This is a genomic window from Kitasatospora sp. SUK 42 (genome assembly GCF_015776785.2).
Classification (GTDB): domain Bacteria; phylum Actinomycetota; class Actinomycetes; order Streptomycetales; family Streptomycetaceae; genus Kitasatospora.
Map to the genome: position 1 here is coordinate 960836 of NZ_LFMD02000007.1, position 21562 is coordinate 982397.

19 protein-coding genes are annotated in these 21562 nt (G+C 73.1%); 7 read left to right on the forward strand and 12 right to left on the reverse strand.

Annotated elements, in window-relative coordinates:
• Positions 1-660 precede the first annotated feature (660 nt).
• Positions 661-2943: a CDP-glycerol:glycerophosphate glycerophosphotransferase gene (locus RZ50_RS25925; RefSeq protein WP_196947585.1), complete on the forward strand. Its 2283-nt coding sequence runs from the start codon at positions 661-663 to the stop codon at positions 2941-2943.
• A 57-nt stretch (positions 2944-3000) separates the two neighbouring features.
• Here RZ50_RS25925 and RZ50_RS25930 read toward each other — a convergent pair whose 3' ends face one another.
• Positions 3001-3213, reverse strand: coding sequence for an EF-hand domain-containing protein (locus RZ50_RS25930; protein ID WP_196947586.1), 213 nt, complete (start codon positions 3211-3213; stop codon positions 3001-3003).
• A gap of 176 nt (positions 3214-3389) precedes the next feature.
• Here RZ50_RS25930 and RZ50_RS25935 point away from each other — a divergent pair, with 176 nt between their 5' ends.
• Positions 3390-4058 (forward strand): 1-acyl-sn-glycerol-3-phosphate acyltransferase, encoded by a 669-nt coding sequence (locus RZ50_RS25935; protein ID WP_196947587.1) that lies wholly within the window; start codon positions 3390-3392, stop codon positions 4056-4058.
• A gap of 72 nt (positions 4059-4130) precedes the next feature.
• Here RZ50_RS25935 and RZ50_RS25940 read toward each other — a convergent pair whose 3' ends face one another.
• From RZ50_RS25940 to RZ50_RS25950, 3 genes are all read right to left on the reverse strand, one after another.
• Complete coding sequence (locus RZ50_RS25940) at positions 4131-5969, reverse strand: ABC transporter ATP-binding protein (protein WP_196947588.1); 1839 nt, start codon at positions 5967-5969, stop codon at positions 4131-4133.
• Positions 5970-6174: 205 nt separating this feature from the next.
• The gene (locus tag RZ50_RS25945) at positions 6175-6948 is read right to left on the reverse strand and encodes an SDR family oxidoreductase (protein WP_196947589.1); all 774 of its coding nucleotides are present in this window, start codon (positions 6946-6948) and stop codon (positions 6175-6177) included.
• Positions 6949-7120: 172 nt separating this feature from the next.
• Positions 7121-7783, reverse strand: a complete 663-nt coding sequence (locus tag RZ50_RS25950; protein ID WP_196947590.1) for a LysE family translocator — start codon at positions 7781-7783, stop codon at positions 7121-7123.
• A 155-nt stretch (positions 7784-7938) separates the two neighbouring features.
• On the opposite strand from RZ50_RS25950, the gene RZ50_RS25955 reads away from it, so the two are divergent.
• Complete coding sequence (locus RZ50_RS25955; RefSeq protein WP_196947591.1) at positions 7939-9342, forward strand: PLP-dependent aminotransferase family protein; 1404 nt, start codon at positions 7939-7941, stop codon at positions 9340-9342.
• A 121-nt stretch (positions 9343-9463) separates the two neighbouring features.
• Here RZ50_RS25955 and RZ50_RS25960 read toward each other — a convergent pair whose 3' ends face one another.
• From RZ50_RS25960 to RZ50_RS25970, 3 genes are read right to left on the reverse strand one after another with little or no spacing between them, the layout of a single operon-like run.
• Positions 9464-10369: an SDR family oxidoreductase gene (locus tag RZ50_RS25960; RefSeq protein WP_196947592.1), complete on the reverse strand. Its 906-nt coding sequence runs from the start codon at positions 10367-10369 to the stop codon at positions 9464-9466.
• Positions 10366-11355 (reverse strand): alpha/beta fold hydrolase, encoded by a 990-nt coding sequence (locus RZ50_RS25965; RefSeq protein WP_196947593.1) that lies wholly within the window; start codon positions 11353-11355, stop codon positions 10366-10368. The genes RZ50_RS25960 and RZ50_RS25965 overlap by 4 nt, the downstream gene beginning before the upstream one ends.
• Positions 11352-12923: an NAD(P)/FAD-dependent oxidoreductase gene (locus RZ50_RS25970; RefSeq protein WP_196947594.1), complete on the reverse strand. Its 1572-nt coding sequence runs from the start codon at positions 12921-12923 to the stop codon at positions 11352-11354. The genes RZ50_RS25965 and RZ50_RS25970 overlap by 4 nt, the downstream gene beginning before the upstream one ends.
• Positions 12924-13171: 248 nt before the next feature.
• Between RZ50_RS25970 and RZ50_RS25975 the strand changes: the two genes are divergently transcribed.
• The gene (locus RZ50_RS25975; RefSeq protein ID WP_308272268.1) at positions 13172-13948 is read left to right on the forward strand and encodes a MerR family transcriptional regulator; all 777 of its coding nucleotides are present in this window, start codon (positions 13172-13174) and stop codon (positions 13946-13948) included.
• 59 nt (positions 13949-14007) lie between these two features.
• On the forward strand, positions 14008-14985 hold the full coding sequence (locus RZ50_RS25980; protein ID WP_196947596.1) for an ABC transporter substrate-binding protein: 978 nt from the start codon (positions 14008-14010) through the stop codon (positions 14983-14985).
• 157 nt (positions 14986-15142) lie between these two features.
• On the opposite strand, the gene RZ50_RS25985 is transcribed toward RZ50_RS25980, so the two are convergent.
• The 3 genes from RZ50_RS25985 to RZ50_RS25995 all read right to left on the reverse strand — a co-directional run bounded on the left by RZ50_RS25985 (position 15143) and on the right by RZ50_RS25995 (position 19012).
• Positions 15143-16786: a M4 family metallopeptidase gene (locus RZ50_RS25985; RefSeq protein WP_196947597.1), complete on the reverse strand. Its 1644-nt coding sequence runs from the start codon at positions 16784-16786 to the stop codon at positions 15143-15145.
• A gap of 512 nt (positions 16787-17298) precedes the next feature.
• Complete coding sequence (locus RZ50_RS25990) at positions 17299-18219, reverse strand: alpha/beta fold hydrolase (RefSeq protein WP_196947598.1); 921 nt, start codon at positions 18217-18219, stop codon at positions 17299-17301.
• Positions 18220-18253: 34 nt separating this feature from the next.
• Positions 18254-19012: a dienelactone hydrolase family protein gene (locus RZ50_RS25995; RefSeq protein WP_196947599.1), complete on the reverse strand. Its 759-nt coding sequence runs from the start codon at positions 19010-19012 to the stop codon at positions 18254-18256.
• A gap of 112 nt (positions 19013-19124) precedes the next feature.
• Between RZ50_RS25995 and RZ50_RS26000 the strand changes: the two genes are divergently transcribed.
• Positions 19125-19562: a DUF6191 domain-containing protein gene (locus tag RZ50_RS26000; protein ID WP_196947600.1), complete on the forward strand. Its 438-nt coding sequence runs from the start codon at positions 19125-19127 to the stop codon at positions 19560-19562.
• On the opposite strand, the gene RZ50_RS26005 is transcribed toward RZ50_RS26000, so the two are convergent.
• Positions 19523-19924 (reverse strand): VOC family protein, encoded by a 402-nt coding sequence (locus RZ50_RS26005; RefSeq protein ID WP_196947601.1) that lies wholly within the window; start codon positions 19922-19924, stop codon positions 19523-19525. The two genes, RZ50_RS26000 and RZ50_RS26005, sit on opposite strands and share 40 nt — an antisense overlap.
• Before the next feature lie 65 nt (positions 19925-19989).
• On the reverse strand, positions 19990-20556 hold the full coding sequence (locus tag RZ50_RS26010; RefSeq protein ID WP_196947602.1) for a (2Fe-2S)-binding protein: 567 nt from the start codon (positions 20554-20556) through the stop codon (positions 19990-19992).
• 204 nt (positions 20557-20760) lie between these two features.
• Between RZ50_RS26010 and RZ50_RS26015 the strand changes: the two genes are divergently transcribed.
• Positions 20761-21558, forward strand: coding sequence for an inositol monophosphatase family protein (locus tag RZ50_RS26015; RefSeq protein ID WP_254803265.1), 798 nt, complete (start codon positions 20761-20763; stop codon positions 21556-21558).
• The last annotated feature ends 4 nt before the right edge of the window (positions 21559-21562 follow it).

Consider the following 21562-nt stretch of genomic DNA (forward strand, 5'->3'; position numbering starts at 1 on the left):
GTCAACTGACGATGCACCAGGGGCCGCCCGGGCGATCACGACTAGGCATCAATGATGGTGCACGACCAGCCGTCCGTCAGCAGGAACGGCAATCTCGGGCCCGATACCGGTGCGCACCGCACGCGCCGGGCGCGCGGAAGGGCGCACGGCGAGAACCGGACCGCTCCCCCGGCTCCTCCCATATAGGGGACAGCCGCCAGATCGACAAAGCGATCACCACCGCCGATAACACCGCCCCCCGATAGCACCGCCACCACCACCGCCATCGCCACCGCTGTCGACCTCGATGCAGCCGAGATTCCCGATGCCTTCATGAAGTGAACACATTCGAGGGATTGACTAGCGCGAATCCTCCAAGCAGTATCTGTTGGAACGTGCCAGCTGCCCGCACCGCAGCAGGCGCGTGTTCGAGTGATGAACGACTCGATGAAGAACTCCGGCTCCCGCGAGCCACTGCCCGGCCGCCTCGACGCTGCGGTGGCCAGGCTCGCAGGGTGCCCGGACCGGCGGCCGGCCGTAGAGGGTCGGCCCGGCCGCCACCAGACTGCCGGTGCCGCCCCGCTCGGGGCCCGGCACCGGCGGTTCCGGGCCCAGCCCCGCCGTCCCGCCCCCCGGACGTCCCCGCAGGTCGCGCCCGGTCGATCGGTAGACTCGGCCAGCGTGTCCCTCCTCCTCAGCATCGTGCTCCCGGTCCACGGCGTGGAGCGGTACCTGCCGCGCTGCCTCGACTCGATCCTCGGCGACGTCCCGACCGCGGAGTCCCGCTTCGAGGTGATCGCGGTCGACGACCTCTCCCCCGACGGCTCCGGTGCGATCCTGGACGCCTACGCCGCCCGCGACCGCCGGCTGCGGGTGCTGCACCTCACCGAGAACCAGGGCCTCGGCGGCGCCCGCACCGCCGCCCTGCCGCAGGCGCGCGGCGAGTACGTCTGGTTCGTGGACAGCGACGACTGGCTGCCCGAGCGGACGGTCAGCGTGATCCTGGACGAGCTGGAGCAGGAGCGCCGCCGCGAGACCCCCGCCGACGTGCTGCTCACCGACTTCACCCACGTCTACCCGGACGGCGAGACCGAGCCCAACCCCTGGCGGCACGTGCTGGTCGGCTCCCCGCTGGTCGAGGGCTGCACGCTGGCCGAGCACCCCGCGCTCTTCCAGACCGTGATGTCGGTGTGGAACAAGGTCTTCCGCCGCGCCTTCCTGGAGGGCCTCGACGTCGCCTTCGGTCGCGGCTACTACGAGGACATCTCGGTCACCTACCCGGCGCTGCTGGCCGCCGAGCGGCTGCGCTACCTCGACCGCCCCTGCTACGTCTACCGGCGCGGCCGGGACGGCGCGATCACCACCACCGCCTCCCCCAAGCACGCAGACGTGTTCGCCCAGTACGACGCGATCTTCGCCTTCCTGGACCGCCCGGACCGCCCCGGCCGGCCCGTCCCGGAGTCGCTGCGCACCCTCGTCTTCGACCGCACCGTCCGCCAGGCGCTGAACGTCTACGACACCCCCGGGCTCGTCCCCACCGACCTGCGCAAGGACTTCTTCCGCCGGATCGCCCAGCACTTCGAGCGCCACCGCCCGGCCGGCTACCGCTTCCCCGGCGGGGTGCGCGGCGTGCAGTACCGGCTGGCCTCGCGCGGCGCCCGGATCGCCTACGCGGAGCTGCGCCGCACCGGGCGGCTGCCGCGCGAACTCAAGCGCGGGGCACGGGCGGTGGCGCCCGCGGTGCGCAAGGGCGTGCGCAGCGGCGCGCGGTTCACCGCGTACAACGCCTTCCGCCGGATGCCGCTGGACGAGGGCCTGGCGGTCTACGCCGCGTACTGGCACCGGGGTTACGCGTGCAGCCCAGCGGCGATCTACGAGAAGGCGAAGGAACTCGCCCCGCAGATCCGCGGCGTGTGGGTGGTGGAGAACCGCCAGCAGGCCGCCGCCCTGCCGTCCGGCGTGCCGTACGTGATCGTCAACACGCCCGCCTACCTCAAGGCGATGGCGACCGCCAAGTACTTCGTCAACAACGTCAACTTCCCCCACACGATGGCGAAGCGGCCCGGCACGGTGCACGTGCAGACCCAGCACGGCACCCCGGTCAAGGCCATGGGGATGGATCTGCGCCGCTACCCGGAGGCCGCGGAGGGGATGGACTTCGAGCGGCTCCAGGAGGGCATAGACCGCTGGGACTTCCTCGTCTCCTCCAACCCGCACACCAGCGAGCACTTCACCCGGGCCTTCCCCGGCCGCTACGAGCTGCTGGAGACGGGCTACCCGCGCAACGACCGTCTGGCGAACGCCACTTCGGAGGACATGCGGGCGATGCGCGAGCGGCTCGGGCTGCGCCCCGGCACCACCGCCGTGTTGTACGCGCCGACCCACCGCGGCGGCAAGGGCGGCTACGTGCCGCTGCTGGACGTGGCGGAGCTGGCCCGGCGGCTGGGCCCGCGCTTCACGCTGCTGGTGCGCACCCACTACTTCCACACCGGCGGCCCGGGCGACCTGGCGGCGGGCGAGGACGCGGCCGCGATCCTGGACGTGTCGGCGCACCCGACCGTGGAGGACCTCTACCTCGCGGCGGACGTGCTGGTGACGGACTACTCCTCGATGATGTTCGACTACGCGGTGCTGGACCGGCCGGTGGTGATATTCGCCCCGGACTGGGAGGAGTACCGGCGTGAGCGCGGCGTGTACTTCGACCTGTTCGAGGAGCCGCCGGGCGCGGTCACCGTGGACGCGGACGGGCTGGTGCGGGCGCTGCGGGCGGGCGATCCGGAGTGGTCGTCGCGGGCGCGGTTCCGGGCGAAGTTCTGCGTCTGGGACGACGGCGGGGCGGCGGAGCGGGTGGTGCGCCGGGTCTTCCCGGTCAGGAGTGCCGCGACCGATGCTGGGAAGGGCGCCGCGACGGGTGCCGGGGACGAAAGCGGGACCGACGCCGGGAAGGGCGCCGGGGAGCGCTGAGGGCCTCCGGACGGGGCCGGTGCCGCCGGTACGGCGCCCGGCCCCGTGGGCCCTGGTTCAGCGCTGGCGGGCGGCCAGGAACTCGTCGAAGGTCAGGTAGCCCTGGTGGTGGGTGTCCATCGCGTGGATCAGCGCCTCGGCCATCGAGAGCGTCACGTCGTGGTCGCCCATCTCGTTGGCGACCAGCGCGTACTCGGCCGCGGTGATCTTGCCGTCGCCGTTCTTGTCGAATCGGTCGAACATCGCCTTGATGGCCTCAGTGGTCTCCATGGTGCCCTCCTGCGTACTGCGGGGTCGTGCTCGGTTCGGACGGCCGTACCCTACCCGGCCGTGGTACGCGCCACGGTCTCCGGGAGTGGACGCGCGCCGGGGTCCGTGTCGTAGTCTGCGGATCTGATCGCGGACCCGGGCTCCTCCCGGGCGGTCGTTCGTCCAGGGAGGGAACCGTGCTCGACCTCGTCACCAAGCTGGTGCTGAAACCCGTCTCCCGGGCGATCTGGCGTCCGGTCATCGAGGGGGTCGAGAACGTACCGCGCAAGGGCGGGGTGATCCTGGCCAGCAACCACCTGTCCTTCATCGACAGCGTGGTGATCCCGCTCACCGCCCCGCGCCGGGTCCACTTCCTCGCCAAGGCCGAGTACTTCACCGGCACCGGGCTCAAGGGCGGCCTTTCCAGGGGCTTCTTCGAGGCGATCGGCGCGGTGCCGGTCGAACGCGGCACCTACCGCTCCGCCCAGGCCTCCCTGGAGTCGGCGCTGGAGATCCTGGAGGCGGGCAAGGCCTTCGGCATCTACCCCGAGGGCACCCGCTCGCTGGACGGCCGCCTCTACCGGGGCAAGACGGGCGTCGCCTGGCTCGCGCTGACCGCGGGCGTGCCGGTGGTGCCCGTGGCCCTGGAGGGCCCGGAGCAGATCCTGCCGGTGGGCAAGCGGATCCCGCGGCTCAAGAAGGTGACGGTCCGCTTCGGCGAGCCGCTGCACTTCGACGATCTGCACGGGCAGGCCCGCGCGCTGAAGGCCCGTCGGCAGGTGACCGACGAGGTGATGGCGGCGATCCAGCGGCTCTCCGGCCAGGAGGTCGCGGGGGGTTACAACGAGGTGCCGAAGGCCGCCTGAGCCCGGCCCCCTCGGGGCCCTCAGACGGGGCCCTCGGGCAGAGCCTTTGGGCGGGGCCTTCGGACAGGACCCTCAGACGTGCCCCAGGACCGTCGCCTTCGTCACCTCCGTCACCTCCGGCGCCTCCCGGCGCAGCAGCGCCGCGTACCGCCCGTCCAGCTCCACCAGCTCCTCGTGGGTGCCGAGTTCGACCACCTCGCCGTGGTCGAGCACGGCGATCTGGTCGGCGGAGCGGATGGTGGAGAGCCGGTGCGCGATGGTGATCGTGGTGCGGCCGGCGGCCAGGGTGTCCACGGCCTGCTGGACGGCGCGTTCGGTGCGGTTGTCGAGCGCGCTGGTGGCCTCGTCCAGGATGAGCACCGGCGGGTTGCGCAGGATGGTGCGGGCGAGGGCAAGGCGCTGCTTCTCGCCGCCCGAGAAGCGGTAGCCGCGTTCGCCGACCAGGGTGTCGTAGCCGTCCGGGAGGGCGGCGATGGTGTCGTGGACCTGCGCGGCCCGGGCGGCCTCGACCAGTTCGGCGTCGCTGGCCCCGGGCTTGGCGAAGCGCAGGTTCTCGGCGACCGAGGCGTGGAACAGGTAGGTCTCCTGGGACACCACGCCGACCGCGCGGGCCAGGGTGTCGAAGGAGAGGTCCCGGACGTCCACGCCGTCCAGGGTGACCCGACCTCCGGTGACGTCGTACAGCCGCGGCACGAGGTAGCTGAGCGTGGTCTTCCCCGAACCGGTCTCGCCGACCACGGCCAGTGAGGTCCCGGCCGGGACCTTAAGGTCGACGCCGGCCAGGGTCGGGCGCTCCTGCGCGGGGTCGTAGCGGAAGTCGACGGCCTCGAAGCGGACCTCGCCGCGGATGTCGCGCAGGGTGACCGGGTCGGCCGGCTCGGCGATCTCGACCGGCAGGTCGAGGTACTCGAAGATTCGCTGGAAGAGCGCGAGCGAGGTCTGCACGTCCACGCCCGTGGACAGCAGGCTGACGGTCGGGCGGAACAGCCCCTGCTGGAGGGTCACGAACGCGACCAGGGTGCCGACCGAGACGATCGGCGCGCCGGCGGCGGAGGTCAGTCCGGCCGCCCAGTAGATCAGCGCGGGCATCGCGGCCATCACGATCTGGATGGTGTTCATCCGCCAGCGCCCGGCCATGCTGGCGCGCACCTCCAGGTCAGCGAGCTGGTCGGACTGCCCGGTGAACTCCCGGGCGAGCGAACCGGAGCGGCCCATGGTGCGGCCGAGCAGGATGCCGCTGACCGAGAGCGACTCCTGGACCGCCGAGCTCATCGCGGCCAGCTGCTTCTGCCGCTCGGTGGTGATCTTCTTGCGCTCCTGGCCGACCCGACGGCTGATCCAGACGAACAGCGGGAGCAGGACCAGCGAGACCACGGTCAGCCGCCAGTCGAGGGCGGCCATGGCGACGATCGAGGCGATCACCGCGGTGAGGTTGGACACCAGGCTGGTCGCGGTGGAGGTCACCGTGGACTGCATGCCGCCGATGTCGTTGGCGATCCGGGACTGCACCTCGCCGGTGCGGGTGCGGGTGAAGAAGGCCAGCGACTGCCGCTGGAGGTGGCTGTAGACGGCGGTGCGCAGGTCGTGCATGACGCGCTGGCCGACGGTGGTGGAGATCAGCGTCTGCAGCACGTTGAAGATGCTGTTCACCACGGCGGTCAGGATCATCCCGAGCACGAGCAGGCTGAGCAGCCCGGTGCGCCCCTGCGGGATGGCGATGTCCAGGACGGCCCGGAGCAGGAACGGCGAGACGACGGAGACCACCGCGGAGGCGGCGACCAGCAGCCCGACGGTGGCGAGGCGGCCGGCGTACGGGCGGAACAGCGCGAGGATGCGCCGCCACTGGGCCGGTGGGCGGGGCTCACCCTCGGCGCGCTCGGGCGGGGTCCAGTCGATGGCGGCGGGCCTCAAGGACGGGCCTCCCTGGGTCGGGCGCGCGGAGGTGTGGGCGCGGCGGCGGGCGGGGCGGTCGGGCGAATGCCAGCATAGCGAGAGTAGCTCATAGTTAGACAAGCTAATAGTGAGAGTGACTCTATTCCCTCACCGAAGGCACCCCGCCCTCGCCGGGGGCACCTCCGACCACACCGGAGGCACCCCCACCCGACCGCGCCGCGGCTCAGTTCGGACCGTAGGTGCGCGCCGCCTTCGAGGAGACGCCGCCGAGCTTGCCCGAAGGCAGAACCCGGGCGAGGGCGACGGCCACCTTGTACCGCTTGCCCGGCACCGACAGCGACTTGCCGCGCGCCAGGTCTCGCATCGCCTCGTCCACCACCCGCTCGGCCGAGAGCCACGCCCAGGACGGGATGTTGCCGGTGCCCATACGGGCCCGCTGGTGGAACTCCGTCCGGGTGAAGCCCGGGCACAGCGCCAGCATCCGCACGCCCGTCCCGCCGAGGTCGCGCAGCACGCCCTGGGTGAAGCTCACCACCCAGGCCTTGCTCGCGCCGTACGTGCCGCGCGGCAGGAAGGCGGCCACCGAGGCCACGTTGATGATCGCGCCCCGGCCGCGCTCGCGCATCCCCGGGAGGGCGGCCGCGGTCAGCCGGAGGATGGCCTCGATGTGCACCTTCACCATGTCCAGCTCGCCCTGGAGCGGAACCGTGCCGAAGGTGCCCTTGTTGCCGAAGCCCGCGTTGTTGACCAGGAGGTCCACCGGACGCTCGGCGTCGGCGAGCCGGGCCTCGACGGCGGCGATGCCCTCGTCGGTGGCGAGGTCGGCGGTCAACACCTCCGCCTCGATGCCGTACTTGGCACCCAGTTCGGCGCTCGCGCGCTCCAGGCGCTCGGTGTCCCGGGCCACCAGGACGAGTCGGTAGCCGCTGCGGGCGAGCCGGCGGGCGAAGGCGGCTCCGATGCCGGCGGTCGCGCCGGTGATCAAGGCTGTGGTCATGCCCCGACGGTACCGACTCGCCACCGTCGGGCCCACCCCTGGACGGCGGACCGGCCGACTTCGTCCAGGGTTCCTCACGAAGGAGGAACCCCCGTGCCGTTCGCTGACGCGTCACCACGCGACGAGCACGCCACGGCCGTCGAACTCGCGGCCGGGCGGACGGCCTGATCCGTCAGGCGGCCACGGCCTTGGCCCGGTCGGTGGCGATGTGCAGGGCGAGGCCGCCGAGGACGGTGCCCATCACGTAGCGCTGGATCCGCAGCCAGACGGGGCGGCGGCCGAGGAAGCCCGCGATGCCGCCCGCACCCATCGCGATCAGGCCGTTGACGGTGACCGCGATCGCGATCTGGACCAGGCCCAACACCAGGCTCTGCAGGGCGACATGGCCGCGCTCGGGCGCCACGAACTGGGGCAGCAGCGAGATGTACATGATGGCGATCTTGGGGTTGAGCAGGCAGGTCAGGAAACCCATCGCGAACAGGCGGCGCGGCGGGTCCGGCGGCAGCTGCTGCGGGGCGAAGACCGCCGTACCACCCGGCTTGACCGCCTTCCAGGCCAGCCAGAGCAGGTAGCCGGCACCGGCCAGCTTGATCATGGTGTAGAGCGCGGGCACCACCGAGAAGACCGCGGCCACCCCGGCCGTCACCGCGACCAGGTAGACCAGGAGGGCGGTCGCGACGCCCAGCAGCGACACCAGCCCGGCGCGGCGGCCCTGCGCGATCGAGCGCGAGACCAGGTAGATCATGTTCGGCCCCGGCGACAGCACCATGCCCAGTGCCACGGCGGCGATCCCGAGCACTGCGTGGCCGCTCACAGCGGATGTCAACGCGTCCATGCGAGGAGGCTAGGGCTCGGCGCGAGCTCGATGCAATGATGGCTTTGCGCTCGGTGCAATGCCGTCGCGCTCCGGCGCCGTGCCGTCGTGCCGTGCTGCGGCGCCGTGCTGTCGTGCCGCGATCCAGGGGCGGGCGGAGGAAGGACCGGGCACCGATGGACGACTACCGCCTGATCGCGGACGGGATCGCCGCCGACATCACGAGCGGCCGGCTGCGGCCCGGGCAGCAACTGCCCACCCAGCGCGCGTTCGCCCGCAGCCGGGGCATCGCCCCCTCGACGGCGGGACGGGCATACCGCGAACTGGTCCGGCGCGGCCTGACCGTCGGAGAGGTGGGGCGGGGCACCTTCGTCCGCGCCGGACCCGGCACCGGCGACGGGCGGGTCGCGCTCGCCGAACCCGCCGCCGCACCGGTCGACCTCGAACTCAACTACCCGACCGCGCCCGGGCAGGCCGAACTGCTGGCCGCCGGGCTGGCACCCCTGCTGCGGGCGGACGCGCTGGGCGAGGCCCTACGACCGGTCGGCGCCGCCGGGACGGGCGCGGCCCGGCGCGCCTTCGCGGGGCTGCTGACCCGCGACGACTGGGAGGTCCGGGCGGACCGGCTGCTCTTCGCGGGCAACGGACGGCAGGCCGTCGCCGGGGCGCTCGCCGCGCTGGTGCCACCCGGGCAGCGGCTCGGGGTGGAGGCCATGACCTATCCGGTGGTCAAGGCGGCGGCGGAGCGGCTGGGCATCCGGCTGGTACCGCTGGCGGTGGACGAGTACGGACTGCTGCCGGGCGCCGTGGCGGCCGCCCACCGAGCGGCGCCGCTGCGCGCGGTGTACGTCCAGCCGCGACTGCACAACCCGCTCGGCGTGAGCCTGCCGGCCGAGCGGGCGGCCGCGCTGGCGGAGGAGCTGCGCCGACTGGACCTGCCGGTGGTCGAGGACGCGATCTGGTCCTTCCTGCGGCCCGAACTGACGCCTCTGGCCGCGCTCGCGCCGGAGCGGACCGTACTGGTCGACAGCCTCTCCAAGCGGCTCGCCCCCGGGCTGACGACCGGGTTCGCGGTCGTCCCGGACGGGCTGCGCGAACGGGTGGCGGGCGCGCTGCGTTCGGGTGGGTGGGCGCCGAGCGGGTTCGCGATGGAGGCGGCGGTGCGCTGGATCGGGGACGGCACGCTGGCGGTGGTCGAGGCGGCGAAGCGCGCGGACGCGGCGGCGCGGCAGGCGCTGGCGCGGGAGGTGCTCGCGGGGCCGGGCTCCGGGGCGGGTCCGGGGTCGACTTCTGGGTCGACCTGGCGGCGGCCGGCGGGGCAGCGGCTGCGGGCGGACCCGGCTTCGTACTACCTGTGGTGGGAGCTGCCTCGGGCCTGGCGGGCGGAGACCTTCGTCGCGGCGGCGGCACGGGCGGGCATCTCGCTGACACCCGCCTCGGCCTTCGCCGTGGACCCGCGGAGCACGCCGTCGGCCGTCCGGGTCGGGCTGGCCTCGCCGCCGCTGCCGGAGCTGGCGCGGGCGCTGGAGACGCTGGCGCGGATCGCGGGCGGCGGCGAACAGCCGACGGCTGACAGCTGACAGACGACAGACGACAGACGACAGACGACAGCGAACGACTAACAGATTTCATCATCTGTTAGTCGTTCGCTGTCAGTTGTCAGCTGTTACCCGTCATCCGCCATCGGTCAGCCGAAGCCCGTCAGCCGTCCACGCCCGCCCGGCTCCCCCGAGCAACCGTGTCCGCGGCACCCCCGGCCCCGACGGCCCGCAGGCGACTGGCGGCGGTGGCGGCGAGCTGCGGAGCGATCCTGGCGACGTCGCGCGAGCCGACCACCGCGATCAGGCTCGGCAGCAGCCAGCGCACCGGCTGCATGCCGCGCAGCCAGGGCTGGGCGTACACATGGGCGGACCGGCGGGCGATCCCGGCGACGATCCGGTCCACCGCGGGCTCCAGCGGGTACGTCTTGTTGGCGGGCCACGGCAGTCGGCTGCGCATCTGCTTCAGCACGGCGTCCTCGTCGGCCCCGCGCACCATGTCGGTGTCGGTCCAGCTGAGGTACCCCACCCCGACCTTGACCCCCTGGTAGGCCACCTCGGCGCGAAGGGAGTGGGCGAAGGCCTCCACCCCGGACTTGCTCGCGCAGTACGCGCTCATCAGCGGCGCGGGCGTCAGCGCGGCGAGCGAGGCGATCTGCAGCAGGTAGCCGCGACTCTCCGCCAACGCCGGCAGGAAGGCCCGCGCGGTGGCGACGCTGCCGAGCAGGTTGACCTCGATGACCCGGCTGAACGCCCGGTGGTCGCTGTCGGTCAGCGGTCCGCCGATGGCGATCCCGGCGTTGGCGACCACGGTGTCGATCCGGCCGTAGTGCTCCTTGATCCGGCGGGCGGCGTCACCGAGCGCCTCCAGGTCGGTGACGTCCACCTCCCAGCTGGTCGCGTGTGCGCCGCACTGCGCGGCAACGGCCTTGAGCTCCTCCGGCTCCAGCCCCAGCAGCGCGACCTTGGCCCCGCGCCGGGCCAGGGTGCGGGCCAACGAGGCCCCGACCCCGCGGGCGGCCCCGGTGACCACCACGACCTGCGCGGACAGCGGCGGGATGGCGTTCATGCGGCGGTGGTCCTCTCGACGACGGGAGCGGCGGAAGCCGCGGGCGCGACGGAAGCGGTGGCGGCGGCGCCGGCCCCGGCCAGGTGGGCGGCCGCCATCCGGTGGATCTCGGCGGCGATCTCCACCGGGCGCTCCAGCGGCGCCATGTGACCCGCCCCGGGCAGCAGCAACAGCCCCTGCGAGTCGGCGAGTTCGGCGACGATCCGGTGGGCGTGCACCTGCGGGGTCAGCCGGTCCGCGGTACCGACCACCACGGCGGTGGGCGCGGCGATCCGGCCGAGCCCGGCGTGCACGTCGAGGTGTTCGAGCACCCAGGCCCAGCGGGCGCGCACCACCGTCGGGCAGGCGTGCACGATCCGAGCCATCGCCTCGACCTGCCCGGCAGATGAACTCGGCCCCATGGTCGCGTACTTGAGTGCCGCCCGGCTGGCCGGAGTGACCGGCCCGAGCGGCATCCGGGAGCGCAGCAGCCGCCGGTGCAGGAAGCGCCGCACACCCGCGGACCGTACGATCTCCGGCAGGACGGCGACTTCGGCGACCAGTTCGCCCGGGCCGGTGGAGATCAGCACGTTGGCGGCGGTGCGCTCGGCGATCTCGGGGCGGCCGCCGGCGGCCATGATGGTCATCCCGCCCATGCTGTGCCCGGCCAGTACGGCCCGCTCCCCCGCCGGGACGGTCCGCTTGAGCACGGCGGCCAGGTCCTCGGCGAGCGCCCGGGTGGAGTAGCGGGCCCGGCTCGGCGGGATCTCGCTGCGTCCGTGTCCGCGCTGGTCGTAGGCCACCACCCGGTAGCGGTCGGACAGCCGGCGGATCACCGGAGCCCAGAAGGCCGTCGAGCAGGTCCAGCCGTGCGCGAGCACCACGGTGGGCGCGTCGGGCCGGCCGTGGATCTCGACGTGCAGCCGGATCCCCTCCGCCGACCGGACGCTCAACTCCTCGACGGGCGTGGGCGGCACGTACTCCGGGGGCAGCTGGGGGGCGCTCACGCCGTCACCTCCTGGGCGGCGCGGGAGGCGATCGGCGCGCCGCGCATGACCAGCTCGTACTCGCCGAGGTCGACCTTGCGGGTGGCGCGGCGGAAGGAGGTGGTGGAACCGGGCCACAGCAGGGTGTTCTTGCCGTTCGGGTCCAGGTACCAGCTGATGCAGCCGCCGGTGGTCCAGACGGTGCGGTCCATCCGGTGCTGCAGTTCGAGGTTCCACTGCCGCTGGGCACGCGCGGTGGGCTGCATCGCGGCGGCGCCGACCGAGTCCAGTGTGGCCAACGCGTCGATCAGGTAGTTCAGTTGGGACTCGATCATGAGAATCATCGAGCTGTTGCCGAGACCGGTGTTGGGGCCGATCACGAAGAAGAGGTTCGGGAAGCCGCGCACCGTCGAGCCGCGCAGCGCCTCCATGCCGTCCTTCCACTCCTCGGCCAGACTCCGCCCGTCGGCTCCGAACACCCGGGCGCCGATGGGCATGTCGGTGGTGTGGAAGCCGGTGCCGAAGACGATGGCGTCCACCTCGTGCTCGCTGCCGTCGGCAGCCACCAGGGTGGAGCCGCGCAGTTCGCGCAGGCCGGAGGAGACGACCTCCGCGTTGGGGGCGGCGAGCGCCGGGTAGTAGGTGTTGCTGAGCAGGATGCGCTTGCAGCCGATCCGGTAGTCCGGGGTGAGCCGGGCGCGCAGCGCCGGGTCCGGGACGCCCTGGGCGATGTGGCGTTCGGCGATCCGCTGGACCGCGCGCAGCAGCCCGGGGTGGCGGACGAAGGCATCGACCTGGAGCTCGCGGAGGGCGAAGAGGGCTCCCCGGCGGATCTTGGTGGTGGCCGGTACGCGGCCGTGCAGCCACCTCTCCAGCTGGGTGATCTCGCGGTCGCGACGCGGCAGGACCCAGGCCGGGGTGCGCTGGAAGACCGTCAGCTTGCCGACCACGGGCTGGATCGCCGGAATGATCTGGGCGGCGGAGGCGCCGGTGCCGACCATCGCGACGCGCTTGCCCGCCAGGTCGTAGTCGTGGTCCCAGCGGGAGGAGTGGAAGACCTTGCCGGGGAAGGAGCTCAGGCCGGGCAGGTCGGGGATCTGCGGGTCGGCGAGCGGTCCGGCGGCGGAGACGAGGGCGTCGGCGGTCCACTGGCCGACCGCGGTGGTGATCCGCCAGCGGGTCTGCTCGCTCTCCCAACGCGCTTCCAGCACTTCGGCGTTGAAGCGCAGGTGCGGGCGGAGGCCGAAGACGGTGGCGACCTTCTCCAGGTAGGCGCGGATGTCGGGCTGGCCGGAGAAGCTGCGCGGCCAGTCCGGGTTGGGCGCGAAGGAGAAGGAGTAGAGGTGCGAGGGGACGTCGCAGGCGCAGCCGGGGTAGCTGTTGTCGCGCCAGGTGCCGCCGACGGAGTCCGCGCGCTCCAGGATGACGAAGTCGGTGATCCCGGCGCGGCGCAGCCGGACGCCGGCGCCCAGGCCGCCGAAGCCCGAGCCGATCACCGCCACCCGGACGTGCGGGACGTTCTCCTGCGCAGCGCGGGCGTCGGCCGCTTCCGACGCGCCGGACCGGGGGCGCTTGCTGCTGGATGCCATGCGGCCTCCTCCTGAGGGTGGGGCGGTGGTCGTCGCGCTCGTCCGGGGCCACGGCCCCGGAACCTCCCGGGGTCCTGCCCCGGGACCCCCGGGGACCCCGCCCCGGGACCCTGCCAATCGCGCCAGTAATCACTGGCATGATTGGCAGGGTAGCCCGTGCCGACACCGGATGGAAGGAGCGCGACAGCCCGGATTCCGGCGAAATCCCGGAGGAGCCCGAGCGACCGGACACACCTATGCTGATCGCCGTGGACAAGGTCAGAGCTGCTGCGGACGACAGAAAACGCGAGTACCGGGTGGAGGAACTGGCCGAGGCGGCCGGGATCACCACCCGCACCCTGCGCTTCTACCGCGAGCGCAAACTGCTCCCGCCGCCCCGCAAGGAGGGCCGCATCGCCTGGTACGGCGAGGAGCACCTGGCCCGGCTGCGGATGATCGGCGAACTCCTCGAACGCGGCCACACCCTGGGCGGGATCGCCGAACTGATCGGCGCCGGCGAGAGCGGTCGGGACGTCGCCGAGCTGATCGGGCTGGAGGCGGCGATCGTCGCCCCGTGGTCGGACGAGACCCCGGTACGGATGGACTGGGACGAGCTGAAGGCCGCCTTCGGGGACCAGCTCACCGAGGAGAACACCGCCGAGTCGATCGCCCAGGGCTACATCACGGTCGAGGAGGACGGGATCACCCATGTCAGCCGCCGGCTGATGGACGCCACCACCGAACTGGTCGCCGAGGGCGTGCCGCTCGCCGCGGTGCTGGACGCCAGCCGGCGCACCCGGGAGCACGTCGACGCGATCGCCGAGATCTTCATCGAGGTGGTCGGCGAGCACCTGCTCAGCGCGCTCTCCGGCGAGACCCCGCTGGCCCCCGGCGAGGCGGCCCGGCTGACCGAGCGCATCCTGCGGGTCCGGCCCATCGCCCGCACCGTCGCCGACGCCCAGTTCACCCTGGCGATGGACCGCCGGGTTCGCGCCGAGTACGCCGAACTGCTGCGCCAGCGACGGGAGTACGGCCCGGAGGCGTAGCGGGGCTCCTGCGCGGGCAGGGATTCCCGCGCCCCGACCGCCCGTTGGAGGAGCCGCTGATGCCCCGACCCCTCAGCCGCCGCGCCGCACTCGGCCTCGCCGCCGGGCTCGCCCCGGGCCTCGCACTCGCCGCCTGCGGGGCCGACTCCCCCGCGCCGAACGGCGGTTCGTCGGCCTCCGGCGGCACCCGGACCGTCCGGCACGCGCGCGGGGAGAGCACCGTACCGGCCCGGGCCGGCCGGGTGGTGGCGCTGGACACCGACGCGCTGGACTCGGTGGTCACCCTCGGCCTCAGCCCGGTCGGCGCCACCACGGTCAGCCAGGGAGCCCCCTTCCCCGGGTACCTCCCGGCCGCGCGACTGGCCGGGACGAAGGCGGTCGGCGTGATCGGCCAGCCCAACCTGGAGGCGATCGCCGCGCTGCGGCCGGACCTCATCCTCGGCAACCAGGTCCGGGACGACAAGCGGTACGCGGAGCTGTCCAGGATCGCGCCGACCGTGCTGTCCGGGACGACCGGGCCGACCTGGAAGGAGAACGTCCGGCTGCACGCCGAGGCGATGGGCCGCCAGGCCGAGGCCGGGGCGGCGGACGAGGCGTACCGGACGAAGCTGAGGGACCTGGTCACGGCGCTCGGCGGACCGGCCAGGGCGGCGGCCACCCGGGTCGAGATGGCCCGCTTCCTGGCCGGCGCACCCACCCGGCTCTACCTCAACGACACCTTCGTCGGCTCGCTCTTCAAGGACGTGGGGCTGGGCCGCCCGGCCAACCAGGACAAACCGGGGTTCTCGCTGGAGATCAGCCCCGAGCAGGTGGACCAGGCGGCGGCCGACGTCATCTTCTACTCGGTGTACGGGGACGTGGCGAAGTCCGACCAGGGCAGGATCACCGAGGGTGCGCTGTGGAGGAACCTGGACGCCGTCCGCAGCGGGCGGGTGTTCCAGGTGGACGACAACCTGTGGATGCTCGGCATCGGCTACACGGGGGCCGGGCTGATCCTGGACCAGATCCGGAAGGACCTGGCGGCGGGGGGCGGGTGACGCGGAACGCGCGACGGCGGGGGCGACGAGTGGTCCGCACACCGTCGCCCCCGCCGTCAGGCCCGACCGGTCGGCACCCACAGTCCGGCCGGGCCCCGCTCGGACGCGTCCCGGGCCGGGCCCGCCCAACTCGGGCCCGACCCGGTTCAGGCCCGAGTCAGTTGACGTTGACCGCGGTCCAGGTGGCCGCGACCGCGTTGTACTCCGCGCTGTTCGCGCCGTACAGGTCCGACGCCGCGCTCAGGGTGGCTGCCCGGGCACCCGCGTAGTCGGTGGTGGAGGTGAAGTACGTGGTCAGCGCGCGGTACCAGATCTGCGCGGCCTTGTCGCGTCCGATGCCCGCGAGCGTCGAGTTGTCGTACGTCGGGCTGTTGTAGTTGAACCCGTTGATGCTCTTCGCGCCGCTGCCCTCGGAGAGCAGGTAGAAGAAGTGGTTGGCCACACCGGACGAGTAGTGCACGTCCAGGTTGCCGACGTTGGCGTCCCAGTAGTCGGCGGAGGCGCCGTCCTTGCTCGGCTGGTCCAGGTAGCGCAGCGGGCTGCCGTCGCCGCGCAGGTTGATCAGCTCGCCGATCCAGTAGTTCGGCGGGTTCGAGGGCAGGTTGGCGTACCACTCGACCATGGTGCCCATGATGTCGGAGGTGGCCTCGTTGAGGCCGCCGGACTCGCCCGCGTAGTTCAGGTTGGCGGTCGCGGCGGTGACGCCGTGGCTCATCTCGTGGCCGGCCACGTCGATCTCGGTGAGCGGCGCGGTGTTGTTGTTGCCGTCGCCGTACGACATGCAGAAGCAGCTGTCGTCCCAGAACGCGTTGACGTAGTTGGAGCCGTAGTGCACCCGGCTGAGGGCGCCGACGCCGTCGTTGCGGATGCCGTTGCGGCCGAAGGTGTTCTTGTAGAAGTCCCAGGTGGTGGCGGCGCCGAACTGGGCGTCCACGGCGGCGGATTCGCGGTTGTTGACGGTGCCGTCGCCGAAGGTGTTGCTGGTGTTGGCGAACAGCGAGCCGTTGCCCGAGGTGCCGTTGTTCAGATCGCTGGTGGACTGGCCGCCGCGGCTGCTGTCCTTCAGTTCGAACTGCGAGCCGTTCTGGTTGGTGGTGAGCGGGACCTGGCCGACGAAGACGCCGGTGCCGGTGCCGGCGGCGGTCTCGATCGTCTCGTGGGTGGAGAGGACCTTGCCGTCGGAGGCGTCGGTGATCAGGATCTGGCTGCTCGGGGTGCCGTCGGCGCGCACGCCCTGGACCGTGGTCCGGTACGCCAGGCGCGGGTTGCCGTCGGTGGCCCAGACGACCAGTTCGGGCGTGCCGGCCTGGTGGACGTCGGCCAGCGGGGACTCGTCCGAGTCGACGGTCACCCCGACGGTGGCCTTGACGGCGCCGGTCGCACCGGCGGCGGCCTGGTCGGCCGGGATCCGCGGGGTGAGGCTCGGCAGCGCGATCCGGGCGGAGACCGCCTTGTTGACCGACTTCACCGCACCGTCGGCCTTCTGGTGGACGACCAGGTCGCCGCCGATGACGGGCAGGCCTGCGTAGGTGCGCTCGTAGCGCAGGTGCCGGGTGCCGTCCCGGTCGACGACGGCGTCCTTGGCCACCAGCTTCTCCTGGCTGCCGAGCGCCAGCGCCTTCGCCACCGGGCCGGCCTGGCCGTTCGCCACCGCGAGCACGGCCGCGTGCTGCTGGGCGGCCTGCGCCTGCAGCGAGGGGGCGGCGGGGGACGCCTGGGCGACGGAGGTGCTCACCTGGACGACACCGGTCAACAGGGCGGTGGCCGACAGTACGGCGACAGCCGCGAGCTTTCGCTTCACGTACGAGTCCTTCCGGGAAACCGCGTGTGGGCGCGGTCGCGCCGCGTCCCGGGGGCCGGGTCGGCACCTGTGGGGCGGAACGGGCGCTGACGTGCTGGAACCCCGTGCGGTCGAGCGGATCGCCACCAAGGGGTGGGGGTGGGGGCTACCGCTGGGGGATGACCAGAAGCATGACAATCCAGCAGGTGAAATGACAGGTCTGCCTCAGTTGTTGGCCAGGTCCCGCCAGTAGGTAAAGTGATCCAACTGCCGGGCGAATCGGGACGATTCACCCAGTCACGCGATGGGTTACCGCCCGAACCACTACCGGGGGCCTGCGCCGACGGCCGATCGGTCGTCGGGCCCGGGTTCGGCGACCGACGCCGATCGGCGGTCGATCGACTTTTACATCCCTGTAGAACTTTCCATACGCACCCTTGACACGCCGATGGCGAGGTCCCGCCACCGGGCCCTCTTGTCCGCCGAGCGACGGTCTGTTAGAGGGCCCGCCATGCAGAAGGGGGTTGCGATGTTCAGGAGTTCCGGGCGTATCGAGCGTGGTCGGACACCTCCAGGACGGCCGCGATGACCGCCTGCGGCCGGTCCTCGTGGACGGCGTGGCCGGCGCCGGGCACCACGATGTGCTCCCCCAGGGTGGCACCGGTCGCGATCCACGCCTGCATCGCCGTCCAGCGCTCGCGCATGGTGCGGGGCAGCCCCACCGTCGCGCTCAGCACCCTCACCGGGACGTCCGGCAGCCGACCGGCGGCGCGCCGCCGACGCAGTTCCGGGACGACGAGGTCCGTCAACCGGTTCTCGGCGAGGATGGTCCGCCGCTGGTGGGGGTGGGCGATGACGGCCGCCTCGGCCCGGTCGAGGGCCTCGCCCTGATCCCGTGCGGCGGGTGCCAGTGCCGTGCGAAACAGCCAGATCCGGTTCAGCACCGCCTCCGCGGCACTGATCGCGCGCGGCCTGAACTCCTCGTGCGTCGGGTCCACCAGGACGAGGCCGGCCACCAGCTCCGGCCGTTTCCAGGCGAGGAGTTGGGCCAGCAGGCCGCCCCAGCTGTGCCCGACCAGGACGGCCGGACCAGCACCCAGGTGCCGCACCAGGGCGGCCAGGTCCGCGAGCTGTCCGTCCAGCGTCGGGCCGGGGGCACGGTCCGGCTCGCTGGCACCGAGACCGGCCCGGTCGTACGCCACCACCCGGCCGTGCCGAGCGAGTTCGGGCAGCACCGGGGCCCAGGTGAGACCGGAGCTGCCACTACCCGCGATCAGGACCACCGGCGCCACACCGCCGTGCCCGGCCTCCAGCCAGCGCAACGCCCGTCCGCCCCGGTCGAGTTCACCGGGCCGCACCCCGCCAGGGGTCCGGTCGGCCAGCGCCTGCGCGATGGCCTCCTGGACGCCCGGCAGGTCCGGCCGGCCGACCTGGTGGTTCCACTTGCCCTGCACGTTCGGCCCCCCTCTGTCCGTCCGCGGCGGTCGGCTAGGCCGACAGCGTCCGCTTCAGCAGGTCGAGCAGCGCGGCCCAGTGGCGGTCGTCGCCGGCCGCGTCGTAGCGGGTGGTGTCGCGCTGGGTGTAGCCGTGCGTGGCGCCCTCGTAGACCTCGGCCCGGAAGCGGACCCCGGCGGCGGTGAGGGCCTCGGCGAGCCGGTCGGCCTGCTCCGGCGACATCGAGGGGTCCTGGTCGGCGTGGCCGAAGTACAGCTCGGCGGTGATCTGGGGGGCGCCCAGGTGCGGGCTGTCCGGGGCGTCGGTGGCGAGGCTGCCGCCGTGGAAGCCCGCCGCGGCGGCGATCCGGTCCGGGTGGTCGGCGGCGGTGCGCAGCGCGAGGACGGCGCCGCGGCAGTAGCCGGTGACGCCGACCGGGCCGTCCTGGACCAGCGGGGACTCGGCGAACCAGGCCAGGAAGGCCTCCGCGTCGCGGGCGGTCGTCTCCGGGGTGAGGGTGGCGAGCAGCGGGCCGAGCTTGGCGAAGAGCTCCTCGCCGTGCTCGATGTCGATCAGCTCCGGCAGCTCGACCAGCGGCGCACGGCCGTTGCGGTAGTAGACGTTGGGGACGAGGACGGTGTACCCGGCCGCGGCGAGCCGGTCGGCCATGTCCCGCAGGTGCGGCCGGAGGCCGAAGGCGTCCTGGTAGAGCAGGACGCCCGGGTGGGCCCGGCCGTCGTCGGGGTGGGCGAGGTAGGCGTCGGCGGTGCCGTCGGCCGTCGGGATGTCCACGTGGGTTCCGCGCACGATCATGGTGAGGGCTCTCCTTAGGGTCCGCGGGCAGCCTAGCCGGTGGGCCAAAATCCGCCCGACACCGGCCGCCGCCACGGGAACGCCCGTGCGGCGGCGCGGCGTTGAACGGGGCATGGGGCTGATCGTGGGCGTGGCGTGCGCGGTGGCGGCGGGGGTCGGACTGGTGCTGCTGGCGGCCTGGCAGGTCTGGGGCGAGTCCTCGCCGCGCCGTCGGGAACGCGGCCCCGGGGTCGGGGTGGGGGCGGGCGGCGGGCTGGACGAGCTGCACGCGCTCTTCAGCCCGGGCAAGCGGGTGCAGATCGAGCAGCGGCGGGAGCAACTGTCCCGACGGGACGACACGCAGGTCGGAGCACCGCCGCACTTCGGCGTGGACCTGGACCGGGGTGTGGCGGTGCTGCGCACTGGCGGAGACCACGGTGACGGTGGGGGCGGTGGTGACGGCGCCGACCGGAGCGAGGGCGGAGGTGGCGAGGGCGGAGGCGGCGAGGGCGGAGGCGGCGGGCGGCCCGGTCAGACGTCCCAGCCGCGCGAGCAGAGCACCAGCAGGTAGCCGTCCGGGTCGGCCACCGTCACACCGTGCTCGCCCCAGTAGGGGTTGTGGGCCTTGACCCGGGTGCCGCCGTGGGCCTCCAGCCGGGCGACCAGGGCCTCGTCGACCGGTGCGGCGAGGTAGACGACGAACAGGTCGTCCACCGTCGGGGTCGGCTCCACCGGGTGCTCCGGGTCGTGGGTCAGCTCGAAGTGCCAGCTGCCGCCGGACGGGCCGACCATCAGCAGGTCGTGCTTGCCGGGCACCCGCTCGGTGCTGCGCCACTGCACGTCGAGGCCGAGGCCGCCGACGTAGAAGCGCTCGGCCGCCGCGATGTCGCGGGAGGGACGGGCGATCCGGACCCGCATCGTCGAATCGATCATGCCGGGGAGCCTAACCCGTACCGCCGACGGCCGTCCGCCCGATTCGCGCGTCCCCGGACCGACCGTCACAGCCGTTGCAGCCGCTCCTCGTCGGTGGTGCGCGGGCAGGTCAGGCACGTGGCGGTACCCGGCTCGACCGCGTAGTGGAGGCAGCAGCCGAGCCGGGTGCGGGTGTGGTGCTCGCGGCCGTCCGGGGCGCGCAGTCGGCGGAAGCCGGCGGCGCCCGGCAGCGGCTGGGTGCCGCCGGGCAGCAGGGCCCCGGCGGCGGCGACGGCCGCGGCCTCCTCGGCCCCGTCCGGGCCGGTGCTCCGCTCGCCGAGCATCCGGCCGAGGTACCAGACGGCGGAGGCGAGGTCGTCGGTCACCATGCCCCAGAGCGCGCGGTCGCGGCGCCGGGCGGGTTTGGCGAAGGCGGCGAGCAGCGGTTCGACGTGGGCGACCACGGCGGCCCGCAGCTCGGCGCGCAGTTCGTCGTCGCCGGGGAGGGTGACGTGGCCGCGCGGTCGCAGTGCCAACTCGCCGGTGGGGGCGTGCAGCCAGAGGTCGGCGGGGTCGAGGAGGGGGACCCGCCGGGCGAGGTGCCAGGGGCCGGCTATGAGCAGACAGGCCGACCAGACGTAGTGGTGGAGCAACCGGAAGGCGGTGACGTGCGGACGCGGCGAACGGCCCGCAACGAACAGTGAACAGATAACAGCGAACAGATAACAGATTTCGAAATCTGTTATCTGTTCGCTGTTATCTGTCGTCTGTCAGCTGTTCGCCAACCCTGTCCGCCGACACCCCCTCCACTCGCTCGTGCGAGAGTGGTAGGCAGCGAAGGGAGCGCGAACGTGCTGATGGACAAGGTGGCCGAGATACTCGCCGAGGCGTCGGCCGAGGCGGTCGAGCCGCGCTTCCGGGCGCTGGCGGCCGGCGAGGTGATGGAGAAGGCTCCCGGCGAGATCGTGACCGTCGCCGACCGCGAGGCCGAGGTCATCATCACCCGCCGCCTGCGCGAACTGCTCCCCGTCCCGGTGGTCGGCGAGGAGGCCGTCGCCGCCGACCCGGAGCTCGCCCTGGCCATCCGTGACGAACCGGCTGTCTGGCTGGTCGACCCGGTGGACGGCACCTCCAACTTCGTCGCCGGCCGCCCTGACTACGCCGTGATGTGCTCCCTCGTCCGCACCGGCCGGACCGTCGCCTCGTGGATCTGGCAGCCCTCCACCGCCACCGCCTACCGCGCCGAACTGGGCGCCGGCGCCTGGCGCGACGGCGTCCGCCTGACCCGCCCGCCGGCGCCGGCCGACCCCGCCGAGCTGTCCGGCATCCTGAAGAGCCGCTTCCTCGACCCGGACCACCGCCGCCGGCTGGAGGCCAACCGCTCGGCCTTCGGCGCGACCTCCCCCGGCCGGAGCGCCGCCGGGGTGGAGTACCCCGACGTCGCCGAGGGCCGGTGCGACTTCATCCTCTACTGGCGCACCCTCCCCTGGGACCACGCCCCCGGCTCCCTGCTGGTCACCGAGGCCGGCGGCGTCTCCGCCCGCTTCGACGGCACCCCCTACCGTCCCGAGGCCCCGGGCTGCGAGGACGGCCTGCTGGTCGCCGCCGACCCGCACACCTGGGAGCTCACCCGGGGCATCCTCCTCGGCGCCTGACTCC